This is a genomic window from Streptomyces polyasparticus (genome assembly GCF_014493765.1).
Taxonomy (GTDB): Bacteria; Actinomycetota; Actinomycetes; order Streptomycetales; family Streptomycetaceae; genus Streptomyces; species Streptomyces polyasparticus.
In genome coordinates, this window is sequence record NZ_JACTVJ010000019.1 from 141,972 (window position 1) to 158,018 (window position 16,047).

The following is a 16,047-nucleotide window of genomic DNA, read 5'->3' on the forward strand; positions in this document are numbered from 1 at the left end:
TGCGGGGGTGGCGGGGGCTGTCCGGTGAGGTGGCCCCCGCTCGACCGCTCGCTCGACAGCCCGACCGCCCGACCGCCCGGCGGGGCAGGGCCCACCCGGTTGGTCCGGCGGACGGCCCCGACCGGACTGTCCGCCGGGCAGGCCTTATCCGGACGGGAGCCGCCAACTTCCATGCGGGGGTCGCGTCCTGAGCGATTCGGGGTGACTCTTGACGGTATGGCCATGCCTCCCGTGCCGCCGCAGCCACCGATCCAGCCGCCGTCGGGCGGAGGCTTCGGACCCCCTTCCGACGGCGCCGGTTACGGTCCGCCCGGTGGGCAAGGGCCCCCGGGTGGCCACGGATCCGGCGCATACGGCCCGCCGGGCGACAGCGGCGGATACGGGCCTCCCGGCGGTTACGGTCCGCCGGGGGAGCCTCCGGACGGCGGCGGCCCTGGCCGGCGCACCGGGCTCCTGTTGCTGCTCGCCCTCATCGTGGCCGTGGGCGTCATCGCCGCCGTGGTCCTGGTCGCCAGGGGCGACGGCGGCGGGAACGGGGACGGGGACAAGCCCGACCCCACCACCACGAAGAAGCCGACCCCGTCCCTGAGCATCCCCTCCGAACTGCCCACCGCCCTGCCGACGGAGCTGCCCAGCGACTTCCCCACGGAGTTTCCGACCGCCCTGCCCACGGACCTGCCGAGCGGGTTCCCCAGCGCGCTGCCGACGGGCTTCGGCGCACCGTCCGGCGAGGACGTCGTGGCCAGGGGGCTGCCGGGCGGCGAGCAGAGGTGAGGCGAAACTCGGCTCAAGGAGGACCGCCGGGCGGGCCGTGCCCTAGTCGCCCTGCTCGCCCGCCACCAGACCGGCCAGCGCCGCCGCCGGATCCTGCGCCGCCGGACCGGCCGGCGTCCAGCGTCCGCGCTCCTTGCGATAGGGCCACCAGCGGCCGTCACGCCCGAAGCGCAGTTGGGCCGGCGCGTCGGCCAGCGTCCAGCGGTTGCGCGAGGCGTTGAGGCGCGGGCGTTCGTCCTCCTCCCAGGCCGCGTCCAGCGCGGCCCGTGCGCGCACCGCGTCGTCCGTGTCCGGTGTCCACGCGTTCTCGAGTACGTCGAGAGCCGCCGCGCCACCGAACTCCCAGGCCTGCACGGCCAGTTCGAGCGCGTCCCGGCTGCGCCCGGTGCCCTCGGCAAGGCGTGCGCGGACCTCGGCGGGTGCGCCGACGGCCAGCCGTACCGCGTCCTGGTCCTGCGCCGGAAGCGCGGCGAGCGGTCGGTCCGACAGCGCCGCGGTGAGCAGCTGATGGGCGGTCGTGGTGGCGCTGCGCGCCAGGAACTCCACGGCGCGGACGTCGAGTCCGGGCGCGGGCGCCGTCTCGGTGTCGAGGGCGGGCGGCTGCCCCGGTGCCTCCGGCAGCGCCGGGAGTGCGGGCAGCGGCGGCAGGATCGCCCCCATCGCGTATGCCTCGTCGGCCCTCACGCCCTGGGCGAGCACCGGTTCGGCGGGCTCCTGCGGCGCTGCGGAGGCCCGCGCGACGCTCCGTACTTGCAGCTCGTCCAGGAGCGCTCGCTCGCTCCTGCCGCGCATCAGAAGCAGCACGAAGGGATCCTGGTCGAGCAGCCGCGCCATCTGATAGCTGAGCGCGGCCGTATGGCCGCAGTGGTCCCAGGCCTCGCAGCTGCACTCGGGCTCCAAGTCGCCGATGCCCGGGAGCAGTTCGATGCCCACCGCGGCCGCGTCCTCGACCAGGTGCGGCGGCATCTCGCGGTCGAGCAGCGCCGCGATGTGCCCAGAGCTCTCCACCGCCATGTCGAGGAAGCGGTCCCAGGCCTCGTCGGACAGCTGCTGCAGCAGCACATCGGAACGGCAGGGCTGGCGCCCCTTGTCCTGGACCACGGCTGTGATCCGTCCCGGACGCACCGACACGGCACCGACCGCGCCGGCCCGGGCGAGCCTGCGGCCCACCTTGGTCTGCTGGTTGTCCAGTGCCGTGTCCTCCAGGGCCTTGAGCCAGGCCTGGCCCCACCAGGTCATCGCGAAGCCGCGTCCGTGGGCGGGCGGCAGGGGTTCGAAGGTGCGCTCTTCACCGACGGTCATCGGGCATCTCCTCGCAGCTGGACCAGCTCGGCCAGTTCGGCATCGGTGAGTTCGGTCAGGGCTGCCTCGCCGGAGCCGAGCACGGAGTCGGCGAGATCCTGCTTGCGCTCCAGGAGCGCGGCGATCCGGTCCTCGATCGTGCCCTCCGCGATCAGGCGGTGCACCTGCACGGGACGGGTCTGGCCGATCCGGTACGCGCGGTCGGTGGCCTGGGCCTCGACGGCGGGGTTCCACCAGCGGTCGTAGTGCACGACGTGCTCGGCCCGCGTCAGGTTCAGCCCCGTGCCCGCCGCCTTCAACGACAGGAGGAACACCGGCACTTCACCTTCCTGGAACCGGCCCACCATGGCCTCGCGCTCGGCCACCGGCGTCCCGCCGTGCAGGAACTGGGTGCGTACACCACGGGCGGCCAGATGCTGCTCGATGAGGCGGGCCATCTGCACGTACTGCGTGAAGACGAGGACGCTCGCGTCCTCGGCGAGGATCGTGTCGAGCAGCTCGTCGAGGAGCTCCAGCTTGCCGGAGCGTCCTGTGATGGCCGGGCGCTCCTCCTTGAGGTACTGCGCAGGGTGGTTGCAGATCTGCTTGAGCCCGGTGAGCAGCTTGACGATCATGCCGCGGCGCTCCATGCCGTCCGCCTCCGAGATGGCGGCGAGTGTCTCGCGCACCACGGCCTCGTAGAGCCCGGTCTGCTCGGCCGTGAGCGAAACGGCGCGGTCCGTCTCGGTCTTGGGCGGCAGTTCGGGCGCGATACCCGGGTCGGACTTGCGGCGGCGGAGCAGGAACGGGCGGACCAGCTTCGCGAGCCGTTCGGCGGCCGCCGGGTCCTGTCCGCTCTCCACGGCCTGCGCGTAACGGCCGCGGAAGGTGCCGAGGCGGCCGAGCAGCCCGGGCGTGGTCCAGTCGAGGATGGCCCACAGCTCGGAGAGGTTGTTCTCGACCGGCGTGCCGGTGAGCGCGACCCGGGCCTGCGCGGGCAGAGTGCGCAGCTGCTTGGCGGTGGCGGAGTAAGGGTTCTTCACGTGCTGGGCCTCGTCCGCCACGACCATGCCCCAGGTCCGGGCGGCGAGCGTGCCCGCGTCCAGGCGCATCGTCCCGTACGTGGTGAGCACGAACTCGTCGCCACCGAGAGCGTCGAGGCTGCGGGCCTGGCCGTGGAAGCGCCGTACGGGCGTACCCGGCGCGAACTTCTCGATCTCGCGCTGCCAGTTGCCCATCAGGGAGGTGGGGCAGACGACCAGCGTCGGGCCGGCCGTGGTCTCGGTCTGCTGCCGGTGCAGATGCAGGGAGATGAGCGTGATGGTCTTGCCGAGACCCATGTCGTCGGCGAGACAGCCGCCGAGACCGAGCTCGGTCATCGTGGCGAGCCAGCCGAGACCGCGCAGCTGGTAGTCACGCAACGTCGCGGTGAGCGCGGCCGGTTGGGCGACCTCGCGGGCCGCCTCGGGGTCGGCGAGACGGTCGCGCAGCGCGGCCAGCCAGCCGCTCGCGGTCACCTCGACGCGGCGGCCGTCGACCTCGGTGGAACCGGTGAGGACCGCGCCGAGCGCGTCCACCGGCGTGACCTTGCGGTCCTCGTGGGCGCGGGCGCGCCGGGCCTCCTCGGGGTCGATGAGGACCCACTGGTCACGCAGCCTGATCAGCGGGCGGTGCGACTCGGCGAGCGCATCGAGCTCGGCGCGCGTCAACTCCTGCTCGCCCAGGGCGAAACGCCAGTTGAACGCGAGCAGCGCGTCGGGCGAGAGCATCGACGGGGCACCGTCGCTTCCGCGACCGTCATCGCCCGGAGGTCCGACCACCGCGCGTGCCGTCAGCTTGCGGGCCAGCTCACGCGGCCAGTGCACCTCGACACCCGCACCCGCCAGAGCCCGTGCGGCATCGCCGAGCAGTTCGGCGATCTCCTCGTCGGCGAGCTCCACCGCATCCGGCACGGCCGCCGTCAGGAGCGGCGTCAACGGCGTCCACGCGCGCACCGCACGGCGCAGCGCAAGGAGCGCGTCCATCCGGCTGCGCGGCCCGAACGCCCCTGCCGCGGCGCCGGATTCGGCCCAGACGTCGGCGGCATCCGCGATCGCGGTCGGATCGGCGGCGCTGTGCATCTGCAGCACGGCACGGAAGAGGGCCGCGCCCTCCTGCAGCCCGGGCACCTCGATCCGCAGGGACAGCCGCACTCCGGCGTCATGACCCGCCGCCACGTCCGCCGCCCAGTCGCGCTGCTCCGGCAGCCGCTGCGGCTCGTCCACCGCGTACGCCTGCCGGCCCGCGGCGAGGTGGGCCGCGGGGGAGCGGGGCAGGGTGTCGGCGACCGCGTCAAGGAACTGCCGTACGAGCAACTCGGGCTCGGGCAACAGCAGTTCGTCCCCGGCGGAGGAGAGGGGAGCGGCGTGCGCCTGCGGCGGCATCGCGGCGGCCAGCTCGCGCACCAGCTCCAGATCGTCCGCGGTCAGCGGGCCGGCCCGCCAGGCGTCCTCGTCCTGAGCGGTCAGCCCGGGCAACAGCAGTCCCCGCGCGGTCAGTTGGAGAGCGAACAGCGTGGCGGCGCCCCAGAACGCCGCGGCGGGATGCGCCTCGTCGCGGGTGCGCGCACGGGCGAGTACGGGCACTGCCGCGCGTACGCCGAGCACGCGCACGGGCACCTGTACCTGCTCCACGCCCTCCTCGCCGGGCAGTACGACGGTCAGAGTCTCGACGGCTCCTTCGGGGGCGCCTCCGTCCTCGCTCCAGAACGCGAACCGGCTGGTACGTGCGGGCGTGGCGGGCAGGAACACCACCGCGCAACGGGTGAGTTGAAGCATCTCGGCAGCGGTGGGCGGGACGAACCTGTGCACAGCGATGGCTGATTCCTCAAGTTTGACTAGCGACGGGAGCGGCCGAGGATACACGACGATCTTCCGGCGGCGAGGGGTGCCGGGTGTGAGGCCCGTCACATCCGCGGGTGATGGTGGTGTTGGGGCCACCGCGGCCGGGTGCTGGCCCCCCGTGGGAAGGGGGTCACCACCCCCGCAGGGCCGGGTGGTGGCGCCATGGTCACGGCAGGTAGCGGAAACCTACGTTTAAGCAGGTCAGACCGATCGTGAAGAGACCGGAGACCTGCCATGACCACCGCAGCACCCCTACTGGAGCGTCCTGCCCCCGCACCCCGCGGAAGCGAGTTCGCGCCACTCCTGCGCGCCGTCAAGGGCCAGGGACTCCTCGAGCGCCGCACCGGCTGGTACGCCCGCAGTATCGCCGTGAACGCCCTTGCGCTCGCCGCCGTGGTGACCGCCATGGTGCTCGTCGGCAACTCCTGGTGGACTCTGCTGCTCGCGGTGCCCCTCGCGCTGTTCTCGGCGCGCACCTCGTTCATCGGGCACGACGCCGGCCACTCGCAGATCGCCGACAAGCGCCAGGTCAACCGGGTGCTCGGCCTGATCCACGCGAATGTCCTCGTCGGCACCAGCGCCGCCTGGTGGAACGACAAGCACAACCGCCACCACGCCAACCCCAACCACGTCGACAAGGACCCGGACGTGGCACCCGATGTCCTGGTCTTCGCCGACCAGCATGTCGCGGGCCGTACAGGCTTCAAGGCCTGGCTCACCCGTCACCAGGCGTGGCTGTTCTTCCCGCTCTGTCTGCTCGAAGGCATCAACCTCAAGATCCAGGGCTTCAAGGACCTGCGCCGCCAGTCCCCGCGCGAACGCACCGTGGAAGGCCTGCTCCTGCTGCTGCACGTCGCCGCGTACGCGACGCTGCTCCTCACCGTCCTCCCGCCCGGCAAGGCCCTGCTGTTCGCCTTCCTGCACCAGGCGCTGTTCGGACTGCACCTGGGCATGGCCTTCGCGCCCAACCACAAGGGCATGCCGATGCCGGACAGCAGCACGGAACGCTGGGGCCATCTGCACCGCCAGGTCCTCACCTCGCGCAACATCCGCGGCGGCCCGGTCACGGACTGGCTGCTCGGCGGCCTGAACTACCAGATCGAGCACCACCTCTTCCCGAATATGCCGCGCCCGAACCTGCGCCTCGCCCAGCCGCTGGTGCGCGCCCACTGCCGTGATCTGGGCATCCCTTACGCGGAGACCGGAGCCGTGGACTCGTACCGGCAGGCGCTCGGGCATCTGCGGGAGGTGGGGGAGCCGCTGCGGGTCGAATAGGCGGAGGAGACGAGGAGCCGAGTAGGGGAACTCTCCGGGGCGGACCTCAGGGTCGAGTCAGGGTTCAGACTGGAACCAGGGCGGCGGCGGGCCCGTTCTCCACTGCAGAGAGCGGCTGCGGCCGCGAAGGAGGCGACACTGATGTCCAGGAACGCGAAAATCGCCGCGGGTGGTGTGGCGGCCGGGATCATCCTGCTGATCTGGCTGCCCTGGTGGGCAGCGCTGCTCATCGTCCTCGGAGTGCCGACCGCGGCGTATCTGACCCTCGACGAATCACAGCGGCGCCGGCTGCGGCGGGTGTCACGCAAGGAGCTGGGGCGCTGAGCGCCTTCTTTCCTGACACGGATTTCCTGTAGCGCGTACGGGAGCGGGGTGCGGACCGTCGAGGTCCGCACCCCGCTCGCCTACGGGCCCGTGGATGTGCCGGTCCGCCGAAGCGGCGGGTCAGGACGGGCGGACCGCCATCTTGTCCAATGCTTCGAGGAGTCCCGGGAGTTCGGGGCCGCGGCCCACGGGGAGCACCTCGCCCGGCTCCTCGTCCAGCAGCACGAACGCGATGTCGTCGGTGCGGGCCACCATCGACCAGCCGGGACCGTCGGCCCGCAGCGTGCGCGCCTCGCCCGAGGCGAAGGCGGACCGCACCCGGCCGAGCGGCGGGGGAGTGTCGATGTAGGCACGGGCCTCGGCCAGGACACGGCGGATGGGGGACCCGTCGGCTGCGGCTGCGGCGTCCTCAGGGTCCGGGTCGGCTCCGTCGGGCTCGGGCTCCGGCTCGGAGTCCGTCGAGTCCTGCGGCTCATCGTTCACAGCGTCGCTGTCGCCCTTGGTGTCGCTGCTGTCGTCGCCGGCCGTATCGCCGCCGGTCTCGCCGTCCGAGGCTGCGCCTGCGTCCGAGCCCGCGTCCACGGCGTCACCTTCAGCGGATACCGCGACCTCGGCCTCCTCGACCCGCTCGGCCGCCTCGGCTTCCTCTGACAGCTCTGCGTCCGCGGGCCCCTCATCCGCCTCATCGACCCGCGCCCGCCAGATCGCCCACTGCAGCGCTATCTCGTCCGCGCTCAGGCGTCGTTGGGCCGGTCCCCAGGTGCTGCTGTCCGGCGGGGAGAGGACCAGGCCGTCGGGGTCGTCGGGGTCGGGCTCCGGGTCGTGCGGCGCCGGGATACCCGGCGCCGCCACGGCGACCGCGAGCGGCCAGCCCGGCAGCGCGCTGACCACCGTGCTGTCGCCGGGGGAGAGTTCGTACTCCATACCGCAGTCCCAGGAGGCGATCGCGACCGCCACAAGCGACACGTCGTCGGTCACCACGGTCCACCGGGCACCCTGAGAATCCTGCCCGAGCACCAGGCCGTACCCGTCGACGATCGGCAGCAGACCGAGCGCCGCGCAGGCCTCCGGGTAGTCGTCACCGAGCACGCTCGGAAACTTCGCAGGCGTCAGCAGCACCGCGGTCAGCACATACAGCGCGTCGTCGTCGACGGCGGTATCCGCGTCGCTCCCGGCCATGGCAGTGCCCTCCCCTTTCGCAGACTTCGTCGGCGCACCCTAACCAGTGGGTAACCGACTCGTCGAGGGGCAGGTCAGACGGCCGGCAGACCCAGGAGGGTACGGGCCACGTCCCGCGGCGACTCGTCGCGCTCACGGGCCAGTGCGATGACCGCCCGGCAGGCGAGCTCGTTGATCCCGAAATGCAGCGCCTCGGGCTGCACCCAGCCTGCCGCTTCGTCCTGCTTCTCCTGATCGTCGTCGACGCACGCGGTCACGTATGCGGCCGCCGCCTCGAAGATGTTGTGCGTACGGTGCTCCGGTCCTGCGGGCTGTCGCGGCACCGTCTTCCCCGTGACGTCGGGCGGCGCGGTCTGGCCGGGCTCACGTCCGTCGGCCTGGAAGAGTCTGCCTATTTTGCGCAGCACCGGATGACGCTCGGACATATGCGATCACCTTCCCCCTGTGCGGCACGGCCGTGCGGTCCGTTCTCCGGCCGATCTTTCCAAGTGTGCCGTATCCAGAAGCGGTTGCTCAGACCTCGCGTACCGACAGAGCGAGAAACTGTGCGTCCTCGTCCACGTACGAGATCATCCGCCAGCCCGAACCGGCAAGCAGCGGCCGCAGGTTGGGCTCGGCCCGCAGGTCATCGGGGGTGATCCGGCGGCCGCGGCGCGCGGCGAGAGCCTTGCGTCCGATGGGGTGGAAGAGTGCGAGGTGACCGCCGGGACGTACCACCCGGGCCAACTCGCGCAGATTCGCGGCCGGTTCGGGCAAATGCGAGATCAGCCCCGCGCCGAACACGGCATCGAGTACGCCGTCGTGCAGCGGCAGTCGGCCCACATCGGCGAGCAGCAGGGAGCCGGCCGCGTCGCGTCCCGCGCGGACCGCCTCGTGGAGCATGGCCGGCGTGAGATCGGCGCCGAGTACGGTCCCCTCGGACCCGACCGCCGCGCGCAGCACTGGAAGTGCGCGGCCCGTGCCGCACCCCGCGTCGAGCACCCTGTCCCCATGGCGCAGGCCGATCGCGGCGACACCTCGCTCGTACGCGGGGCCGTCGTCGGGGAAGCGTGAGTCCCAGTCGGCCGCGCGGGCACCGAAGAACTCCTGCACATCTTTCGGGTCGTCGCTCATGCGGTTCATGATCCCCCAACTCGGGCCACGGTGGACGGCATCGTTCGAACCTCCGCGCGGAATGGATTCAGGTTCCGTACGTCCGTGCGGTGCGCATGTTCGAGCGCGCGACGATCGTTCTTGCACATCTCCCTGTCATATTCGGCCAGCTTTCGAAATGCGCCCCCTCTTCACGCCGCCTTCACGACTAGCGTCCCGGAGGCATGGGACACCTGGACCACGCCGCCTTCGGCTGGCTTACACCCGCGCTGTCGTATGTGATGGCCTGTATTGGCGCCGCACTCGGACTGCGCTGCACCGTACGCGCGCTCGCCGCCACTGGGCGATCGCGCCGCAACTGGCTGATCACGGCGGCCTCCGCGATCGGCACCGGCATCTGGACGATGCACTTCGTGGCGATGCTGGGCTTCAGCGTCACCGGCACGGAGATCCGTTACAACGTGCCGCTGACGATTCTGAGCCTGGTCGTCGCGATGCTCGTCGTCGGCGTGGGCGTCTTCGCCGTCGGCTACAGCAAGGACCGCGGCCGCGCGCTCTTCCTCGGCGGGCTCACGACCGGTCTCGGCGTCGCGAGCATGCACTACCTCGGCATGGCCGCACTCCGGCTGCACGGAAAGGTGGAGTACGACCCCGCCCTGGTCGGCCTCTCCGTGGTCATCGCGGTCGTCGCCGCCACCGCCGCCCTGTGGGCGGCACTCAACATCAAGTCACCCGTCGCCGTCGCCGTCGCCTCGGTGGTGATGGGCGGCGCGGTGAGCAGCATGCACTACACCGGGATGATGGCCGTCAGCGTGCAGGTCGCGCCGGATTCCGTCGCACTCCCCGGGGCCTCGGCCATGCAGTTCATCTTCCCCCTTGCCGTGGGCCTCGGGTCCTACCTCTTCTTGACCTCAGCCTTTGTCGCGCTCTCCCCGACCGCCACCGAGCGCGAGGCCTCCGCCTCGGCCCAGCGGCCCCTCGAGGGCGCACTTCCCTAGCGGTGCGGCCGGGTCGCCCGCCGACCGGCCCGGCCGCACCGCACCGTCCCTGATCCAGAGCGAGGAGGCCATGCGTACACCCCGCAACACCCCAGGCTCCCCGGGCCGAAACGGCCCCGAAGCGGCATCCGCGCCCCCGGTGCGCGGCCGCCGTGCCCACGCGGGTCCGCCTGCCGACGAACAGCCTGACGAAGGCCCCACGGCACCGGCCGACATATCCCTGCCGCCCGAGAGCGGCCCCGTGTGGCAGCTTCGGCCCCGGCGGGTCCGGGCGAAGATCGTCTGCCTCCTGATGGTCCCGGTCGTCTCGCTGATCGCCCTGTGGGCGTACGCCACGGTGACCACCGCCCAAGACGTCAGCCGGCTCAGCCAGTTGCAGCGCGTTGACGAAACGGTTCGCACGCCTGTGGCCTCGGTCGTCGCCGAGCTCCAGGCCGAGCGCGCCGCCGCCATCGCCTATGCGGCCCGCCCCGACGACTCCCGCGCCGACGAACTGCGCGGCCAGGCCGCACAGACCGACAAGGCGCTCGGGAAGCTGCGCCTCGGCAAGACCCACACCGTGGCCGACGGCGCCGACCTCCCTTCCGGAGTCGCCACCCGCCTCGGCTCCTTCGTCGACGACGCCGACGGCCTGGCCGCCCTGCGCGAGACGGTCCTCGACCGGCGTACGGGATGGGACGAGGCCTACGACAAATACACCGAGACCATCGGCAAGGCCTTCGCCGTCGGCGGCGCGCTCACCGGCGTCCAGGACGCCGAAGTCGGCTCCGACGCGCGCGTGGTGCTCGAGTTCTCCCGGGCCGCCGAGATGCTCGCCCGCGAGGACGCGCTGCTCTCCACCGCCCAGCTGACCAAGACCCTCGAAGGCGCGCGGCTGCAGAGTTTCATCGGCGCCGTCGAGACCCGCCGCACCCTCCTCGGCTCCGCCGTCCAGGATCTGCGCGGCGAGGAGCGCGACGCCTGGCGCGAGCTGGAGAAGGGCAGCGCCTACGCCGACGTCCTCGCGGTCGAGGACAAGGTCCTCGCCGCACCGTCCGGCGCCAAGGCCGCCGACGCCATCGACGCGGGTGTCTGGGACAAGGCGTACACCGAGGTCCAGGACGAACTGCGGGGCATCGAGACGGACGCCGGACAGCGCGCCGCCGACCGCGCCGACCCGTTCGCCCGCGGAGTCCTCACCCCCGCCGGTGCCGCGGTGCTGCTCGGCCTCATCGCCGTCGCCGCCTCGCTGGTGATCTCCGTACGGATCGGCCGCGCGCTCGTCGTCGAACTGGTCTCGCTGCGCAACACCGCCCTGGAGATCGCCCGCCGCAAACTCCCCAGCGCCATGCGGCGGCTGAGGGCGGGCGAGGACATCGACATCCAGGCCGAGGCCCCGCCGGGACCGCCCGCGCAGGACGAGATCGGCCAGGTCTCCGAATCCCTCGGCACCGTGCACCGCGCCGCACTCAGCGCGGCCATCGAGCGCGCCGAACTCGCCAGCGGCATCTCCGGCGTCTTCGTCAACCTCGCGCGCCGCAGCCAGGTCCTGGTGCACCGCCAGCTCAACCTGCTCGACTCCATGGAGCGCCGGGCAGAGGACCCCAACGAGCTGAGCGACCTGTTCCGGCTCGACCACCTCACCACCCGTATGCGGCGGCACGCCGAGTCCCTGATCATCCTCTCCGGCGCCGCACCCGGACGTGCCTGGCGTATGCCGGTCTCGCTCACCAACGTAGTACGGGCCGCCGTGTCCGAGGTCGAGGACTATGCGCGCGTCGAGGTGCGGCAGCTGCCCGAGAGCGCCGTCGTCGGCGCCGCGGTCGCCGACCTCACGCACCTGCTCGCCGAACTCGTCGAGAACGCCGCCTCCTTCAGCCCTCCGCACACCAAGGTGCGCGTCAGCGGCGAACCCGTAGGCAACGGCTACGCCCTCGAAGTCGAGGACCGCGGCCTCGGCATGGGCAAGGAGCGCCTCGCGGAGGCCAACCGCCGCATCGAACAGTCCGAGGCACTCGACCTGTTCGACAGCGACCGGCTCGGCCTGTTCGTCGTCAGCCGGCTCGCGGCCCGCCACGGCATCAAGGTGCATCTGCGCACCTCGCCGTACGGAGGTACCACCGCGGTCGTCCTGCTGCCGACCGCGCTCCTGCAGGACTCGCTGCCCAAGGGCGGCGGCCGTCCCGCACCCGAGGAGATCGAGCCCGCCGCCGAGCACGCCCGCGTACCCGGCGCCGGCCCCCTGCGCGAAGTCGGCGGAGGCGCACCCGTCCCCGGGCCCCGGCCCGCGCTCGCGGCCATGCCCGAGGCACCCGCTCCGCGCGGGGTGACCGCCTTGCGGCTGCACACCCGCACCAGCGAGGAGCAGACACCGCCGCGCAACGGAGCCGCGGCCCAACCGGCAGCCGACGAGGACGCCACCGCGGATCTCCCGCGCCGTGTACGCCAGGCGAACCTCGCACCCCAGCTGCGCGAGGAACCCGCCCCCGAGGCGCCCGAACCACCCGCCCAGGCGCAGGGCACCGAAGAACGCACCCCGGAGCAGGTCAGGGACCGGATGACCGCCTACCGCGACGGCTGGACCAGAGGCGGAGGCCGCCCCGCGGGCCGCAGGTCCGACGAGACCCCTGACTTCACGCCGGGCAGCGCCGGTGAGCTCCGTACGCCCGGCAGCAACCGCGAAGGAGACCACGCATGATCCAGGACCCGAGAATCGGCACAGCGACCCGCTCCGGCGAACTCGACTGGCTCCTGGACGATCTCGTCCTGCGCGTCACCGAGGTCCGCCATGCCGTGGTCCTGTCCAACGACGGCCTGGCCGTGGGCTCTTCGAGCGCGCTGCGCCGCGAGGACGCCGAGCACCTGGCCGCCGTCGCCTCCGGATTCCACAGTCTCGCCAAGGGCGCGGGCCGGCACTTCGGGGTCGGCGGGGTGCGCCAGACCATGGTCGAGATGGACGACGGCTTCCTGTTCGTGGCCGCAGCCGGTGACGGCTCCTGTCTCGCCGTCATGTCCACCGCCACCGCCGACATCGGGCTCATCGCGTACGAGATGGCCCGTCTGGTGAAGCGGGTCGGCGAACATCTCTACACGCCGCCGCGGTTCGCCGTACAGCCGCCGGCCGCGGGCTGAGCGGGGAGGCTCGCCATGAGAAAGCTACGGGGCGACACCGAGCCACCCGAACCCGGCGCCCAGTGGTACGACGCCGAAGCGGGACCCCTGGTGCGCCCGTACGCGATGACCGGCGGGCGCACCAGCCCGGGCCCCAGCGGAGTGCGGTTCGACCTGATCGCCCTGGTCAGCCTGGACACCGCGGCGCCCGAGATGGGCGACGACACCGCGCTCGGCCCGGAACACCGCGCACTGATCGAACTGTGCCGCACCGAAACCCAGTCGGTGGCCGAACTGGCCGCGGACGCCGACCTTCCGGTGGGTGTGGTCCGTGTGCTCCTCGGCGACCTGCTCGAACTGGGCGTCGTCAAGGTGACCCGTCCGGTGCCGCCCGCACAGCTACCCGACGAAAAGATCCTGAGAGAAGTGATCGATGGCCTCCGAGCACTCTGAAGGCGCCGGCGCCGATACCACCGCGCTTGCGCTGAAGATCCTGGTCGCCGGGGGGTTCGGGGTGGGCAAGACCACCCTGGTCGGTGCGGTCAGTGAAATACGTCCGCTGCGCACCGAGGAACAACTCAGCGAGATCGGGGAGTCCGTCGACGACGTGGCCGCCGTGGACCAGAAGACCACCACCACGGTGGCCATGGACTTCGGACGCATCACGATTCGCAGCGGTCTTTCGCTGTACTTGTTCGGCACCCCGGGCCAGGACCGCTTCTGGTTCCTGTGGGACGAGCTCTCGCAGGGTGCGCTGGGCGCCGTCGTCCTCGCGGACACCCGGCGGCTCGAGGACTGCTTCCCCGCGGTGGACTACTTCGAGCATCGTCGCATCCCCTTCGTCGTCGCCGTGAACTGCTTCGCGGGGGCGCGTGCCTACGGTGCTCAGGACGTCTCCCGCGCCCTCGACCTCGACCGGGGCACACCGGTCGTGCTGTGCGACGCACGCGACCGTGATTCGGGAAAGGAGGTGCTCATCCGGCTGGTCGAGTACGCCGGGCGGATGCACACCGCCCGGCTGCTCGACTCGGTGGGGTGAGCGGTTCCAGCTCGACCCGGTCGGGTCAGCGGTTCTAGTCGGATACGGCGCCCTGGGCGAGCACCTTCGTGATCTTCACTCGGACGAGGAGCTCGCCCGGGACGCCGTTGCGCGCGCCGTACTCCTCGGCCCGGTCCTCACCCATGTAGCGCGCGGCGATCCGGGTCGCCCAGTGCCGTACCTCCTCGAGGTCCTCGCTGATCCGCGCCTCGCCCTGGATCACGGCGAACGCGAACGGCGGCCGGTCGTCGTCCACACACAGCGCCACGCGCCCGTCGCGGGCGAGATTGCGGCCCTTGACGGTCTCCTTGCCGGTGTTGAACACGAGGTCGTCACCGTCGAGCAGGAACCAGACCGGTGCGATGTGCGGTGAGCCGTCGGCGCGGACGGTGGAGAGCTTGCCGGTACGCGTGCCTTGCGAAACGAAGGCGCGCCACTGTTCCTCGGTCATCTTCTGTGCCATATGGCCATCATCGCTTGCCCGTCGGGCATCTCTGGTGAAGGCTTGCGGCGAACTGCACTAGGGGGAGGGGCACGTGATGGCAGAGGGCACGGGACTGGGTTGGCTGCTGGACGACTTGACCAAGCGGGTCGACCACGTCCGGCATGCGCTGGTGCTGTCCAACGACGGCCTGGTGACCGCCACGAGCAGCGGACTCGTCCGCGAGGACGCCGAGCATCTGGCCGCGGTCTCCTCCGGACTGCACAGCCTCGCCAAGGGCTCCGGGCGCCACTTCGGCACGGGCAAGGTGCGCCAGACCCTGATCGAGTTCGACGACGCCGTCCTGTACGTGATGGCGGCGGGCGAAGGCAGTTGCCTGTGCGTGCTCAGCTCCGCGGAGGCGGACATCGGGCAGGTCGCCTACGAGATGACCCTGCTCGTGAACCGGGTCGGCGAGCATCTCGGGGTCGAGGCCCGGCAGCCGGGGCGGACCCCTGTGGTCGACTTCTGATGCGCTTGTGATCCGCTTCCGATTCCCTTCCGATTCCCTTCCAATTCCCCGGACACGGCTTTGACCTGGCCTTATATGAGTTATCCACAGGCTCGCACGCTCGGGCGTCGATCGGGCTAACTTCTTCACCGAGAGTAATCGCGCTCCTCGCCTTGAGCGCACTCACGGGGGAGACCGTCATGACCGTCATCGACACAACTGCCGCGCTGTACCCGCCGATCGAAGACCTGGAACGGCGGTCGGCCGAGGCGCCCGAGGAGACCCATCCGGCATCCTGGGCCGCCAAAGAGCTGCTGCTCACACGCGGGGAGTTCGAACTCGCCGTCCTGCGAGGGCTCATCGCCACCGTGCCCCCACCGGACGGCGGACGCCCACGCCATGTCACGCGCACGGAACTGGACCGGCTGCAGGCAGGCGAAGGCTTCCCGGCCACGCTCGGCAACCGCGTACGGCTCGCGGGCACGTCCGGGGCAGCCGAGATGCTCGGCATCGCCAAGGACCGCTTCACCCGGATCGCCAGAGCGGGCCTGCTGGCCCCGGCCAGATTCCAGCTGAACCGCTACCGGTCGGTGGTCTGGCTCTACTTCGCCGAAGAGGTCCGCGAGTTCGGCGCCGCCCACCCCGATCTGCTCGTCGGCCGTGCACCCGACGCGATGAGCCGCAGGCTGCGCGGCGGCGAGGACATGCGGCCGGCGAGCTGGCGGGACCGTATGCACCAGCACCTGCTCGGGCAGGCCGTGGGGCCCTGGGAACGGGCCGCCGTCACGGCCTCGTTCCTCGACCCGACCGACGTCGCCGACGTCATCACCGACCCACACGACCGCGCCCGCCTCAACCGCCTGCGCCACGATCCGGCCCCGGGCCGCCCGGGCGCCGTCCCCTCACCGGGCGAACTCCTCGCCGAACACATGATGTGCGCCGCCCTCCCGGAGGAGATCCACGGCTACCGGGTGCTGCTTGCGCTGGCGGTTTCGGTGGCGCGGGGGGAGGTGGGGGTGGGGGGTTGAGGGGGTGAAGTTGGGCAGGGGCAGGGGCAGGGGCAGCGCGGGAGGGGAAGGGAGGGGAGGGGAGGCTGTCGAAGGGTGGAGGCCGAAGGGTTGAGCCTGGGGTTCAGGCGTGGTCCGGGATTCGCCGGCCGGTGGCCGGAGTTGGCCAGAAGC

Annotated in this window: 16 protein-coding genes; 10 read left to right on the forward strand and 6 right to left on the reverse strand. The window is 71.7% G+C overall.

Features of this window, described 5'->3' with window-relative positions; all coding sequences use genetic code 11:
• Nucleotides 1-216: 216 nt before the first annotated feature.
• Nucleotides 217-774 carry a hypothetical protein gene (locus H9Y04_RS46250; protein ID WP_214661882.1) on the forward strand — a complete coding sequence of 186 codons (558 nt, stop codon included), beginning with the start codon at nucleotides 217-219 and terminating at the stop codon, nucleotides 772-774.
• Between the two features lie 42 nt (nucleotides 775-816).
• Here the strand turns inward: H9Y04_RS46250 and H9Y04_RS33525 are convergent, their stop codons facing one another.
• Entirely contained in the window at nucleotides 817-2,076 is a 1,260-nt protein-coding gene (locus H9Y04_RS33525) for an SWIM zinc finger family protein (RefSeq protein ID WP_187817903.1), read from the reverse strand.
• The gene (locus H9Y04_RS33530; RefSeq protein ID WP_187817904.1) at nucleotides 2,073-4,871 is read right to left on the reverse strand and encodes an SCO1167/SCO6262 family helicase; all 2,799 of its coding nucleotides are present in this window, start codon (nucleotides 4,869-4,871) and stop codon (nucleotides 2,073-2,075) included. The genes H9Y04_RS33525 and H9Y04_RS33530 overlap by 4 nt, the downstream gene beginning before the upstream one ends.
• 300 nt (nucleotides 4,872-5,171) lie before the next feature.
• On the opposite strand from H9Y04_RS33530, the gene H9Y04_RS33535 reads away from it, so the two are divergent.
• The gene (locus H9Y04_RS33535) at nucleotides 5,172-6,212 is read left to right on the forward strand and encodes a fatty acid desaturase family protein (protein ID WP_187817905.1); all 1,041 of its coding nucleotides are present in this window, start codon (nucleotides 5,172-5,174) and stop codon (nucleotides 6,210-6,212) included.
• Between the two features lie 141 nt (nucleotides 6,213-6,353).
• Nucleotides 6,354-6,536, forward strand: a complete 183-nt coding sequence (locus H9Y04_RS33540) for a tail-anchor membrane protein (protein WP_187817906.1) — start codon at nucleotides 6,354-6,356, stop codon at nucleotides 6,534-6,536.
• Nucleotides 6,537-6,656: 120 nt separating this feature from the next.
• Here H9Y04_RS33540 and H9Y04_RS33545 read toward each other — a convergent pair whose 3' ends face one another.
• From H9Y04_RS33545 to H9Y04_RS33555, 3 genes are all read right to left on the reverse strand, one after another.
• Entirely contained in the window at nucleotides 6,657-7,715 is a 1,059-nt protein-coding gene (locus tag H9Y04_RS33545; protein WP_187817907.1) for a hypothetical protein, read from the reverse strand.
• A gap of 74 nt (nucleotides 7,716-7,789) precedes the next feature.
• A complete protein-coding gene (locus H9Y04_RS33550) occupies nucleotides 7,790-8,140 on the reverse strand; it encodes a hypothetical protein (protein WP_236071799.1) in 351 nt (116 codons plus the stop codon).
• Between the two features lie 88 nt (nucleotides 8,141-8,228).
• A complete protein-coding gene (locus H9Y04_RS33555) occupies nucleotides 8,229-8,828 on the reverse strand; it encodes a class I SAM-dependent methyltransferase (protein WP_187817908.1) in 600 nt (199 codons plus the stop codon).
• 203 nt (nucleotides 8,829-9,031) lie between these two features.
• On the opposite strand from H9Y04_RS33555, the gene H9Y04_RS33560 reads away from it, so the two are divergent.
• The 5 genes from H9Y04_RS33560 (at nucleotide 9,032) to H9Y04_RS33580 (ending at nucleotide 13,934) form a co-directional block, all read left to right on the forward strand.
• Nucleotides 9,032-9,805: an MHYT domain-containing protein gene (locus tag H9Y04_RS33560; protein WP_187817909.1), complete on the forward strand. Its 774-nt coding sequence runs from the start codon at nucleotides 9,032-9,034 to the stop codon at nucleotides 9,803-9,805.
• Nucleotides 9,806-9,875: 70 nt separating this feature from the next.
• Nucleotides 9,876-12,482 (forward strand): sensor histidine kinase, encoded by a 2,607-nt coding sequence (locus H9Y04_RS33565; protein WP_187817910.1) that lies wholly within the window; start codon nucleotides 9,876-9,878, stop codon nucleotides 12,480-12,482.
• Complete coding sequence (locus H9Y04_RS33570) at nucleotides 12,479-12,916, forward strand: roadblock/LC7 domain-containing protein (RefSeq protein ID WP_187817911.1); 438 nt, start codon at nucleotides 12,479-12,481, stop codon at nucleotides 12,914-12,916. The genes H9Y04_RS33565 and H9Y04_RS33570 overlap by 4 nt, the downstream gene beginning before the upstream one ends.
• A gap of 15 nt (nucleotides 12,917-12,931) precedes the next feature.
• Nucleotides 12,932-13,348, forward strand: a complete 417-nt coding sequence (locus H9Y04_RS33575; protein WP_187817912.1) for a DUF742 domain-containing protein — start codon at nucleotides 12,932-12,934, stop codon at nucleotides 13,346-13,348.
• The gene (locus H9Y04_RS33580; RefSeq protein WP_187817913.1) at nucleotides 13,329-13,934 is read left to right on the forward strand and encodes a GTP-binding protein; all 606 of its coding nucleotides are present in this window, start codon (nucleotides 13,329-13,331) and stop codon (nucleotides 13,932-13,934) included. The genes H9Y04_RS33575 and H9Y04_RS33580 overlap by 20 nt, the downstream gene beginning before the upstream one ends.
• Nucleotides 13,935-13,968: 34 nt before the next feature.
• On the opposite strand, the gene H9Y04_RS33585 is transcribed toward H9Y04_RS33580, so the two are convergent.
• Entirely contained in the window at nucleotides 13,969-14,397 is a 429-nt protein-coding gene (locus H9Y04_RS33585; protein ID WP_187817914.1) for a PPOX class F420-dependent oxidoreductase, read from the reverse strand.
• 76 nt (nucleotides 14,398-14,473) lie between these two features.
• Between H9Y04_RS33585 and H9Y04_RS33590 the strand changes: the two genes are divergently transcribed.
• Both H9Y04_RS33590 and H9Y04_RS33595 read left to right on the forward strand, forming a co-directional pair.
• Complete coding sequence (locus tag H9Y04_RS33590; RefSeq protein WP_187817915.1) at nucleotides 14,474-14,887, forward strand: roadblock/LC7 domain-containing protein; 414 nt, start codon at nucleotides 14,474-14,476, stop codon at nucleotides 14,885-14,887.
• Nucleotides 14,888-15,066: 179 nt separating this feature from the next.
• On the forward strand, nucleotides 15,067-15,894 hold the full coding sequence (locus H9Y04_RS33595) for a DUF6397 family protein (protein WP_187817916.1): 828 nt from the start codon (nucleotides 15,067-15,069) through the stop codon (nucleotides 15,892-15,894).
• Nucleotides 15,895-16,047: the final 153 nt, after the last annotated feature.

Coding starts and splice junctions, on each gene's coding strand:
- H9Y04_RS46250 (WP_214661882.1), top strand. CDS start 217: ATGGCCATGCCTCCCGTGCCGCCGCAGCCACCGATCCAGCCGCCGTCG.
- H9Y04_RS33540 (WP_187817906.1), top strand. CDS start 6,354: ATGTCCAGGAACGCGAAAATCGCCGCGGGTGGTGTGGCGGCCGGGATC.
- H9Y04_RS33590 (WP_187817915.1), top strand. CDS start 14,474: ATGGCAGAGGGCACGGGACTGGGTTGGCTGCTGGACGACTTGACCAAG.
- H9Y04_RS33530 (WP_187817904.1), bottom strand. CDS start 4,871: ATGCTTCAACTCACCCGTTGCGCGGTGGTGTTCCTGCCCGCCACGCCC.
- H9Y04_RS33580 (WP_187817913.1), top strand. CDS start 13,329: ATGGCCTCCGAGCACTCTGAAGGCGCCGGCGCCGATACCACCGCGCTT.
- H9Y04_RS33570 (WP_187817911.1), top strand. CDS start 12,479: ATGATCCAGGACCCGAGAATCGGCACAGCGACCCGCTCCGGCGAACTC.
- H9Y04_RS33550 (WP_236071799.1), bottom strand. CDS start 8,140: ATGTCCGAGCGTCATCCGGTGCTGCGCAAAATAGGCAGACTCTTCCAG.
- H9Y04_RS33560 (WP_187817909.1), top strand. CDS start 9,032: ATGGGACACCTGGACCACGCCGCCTTCGGCTGGCTTACACCCGCGCTG.
- H9Y04_RS33565 (WP_187817910.1), top strand. CDS start 9,876: ATGCGTACACCCCGCAACACCCCAGGCTCCCCGGGCCGAAACGGCCCC.
- H9Y04_RS33575 (WP_187817912.1), top strand. CDS start 12,932: ATGAGAAAGCTACGGGGCGACACCGAGCCACCCGAACCCGGCGCCCAG.
- H9Y04_RS33595 (WP_187817916.1), top strand. CDS start 15,067: ATGACCGTCATCGACACAACTGCCGCGCTGTACCCGCCGATCGAAGAC.
- H9Y04_RS33585 (WP_187817914.1), bottom strand. CDS start 14,397: ATGGCACAGAAGATGACCGAGGAACAGTGGCGCGCCTTCGTTTCGCAA.
- H9Y04_RS33545 (WP_187817907.1), bottom strand. CDS start 7,715: ATGGCCGGGAGCGACGCGGATACCGCCGTCGACGACGACGCGCTGTAT.
- H9Y04_RS33535 (WP_187817905.1), top strand. CDS start 5,172: ATGACCACCGCAGCACCCCTACTGGAGCGTCCTGCCCCCGCACCCCGC.
- H9Y04_RS33525 (WP_187817903.1), bottom strand. CDS start 2,076: ATGACCGTCGGTGAAGAGCGCACCTTCGAACCCCTGCCGCCCGCCCAC.
- H9Y04_RS33555 (WP_187817908.1), bottom strand. CDS start 8,828: ATGAGCGACGACCCGAAAGATGTGCAGGAGTTCTTCGGTGCCCGCGCG.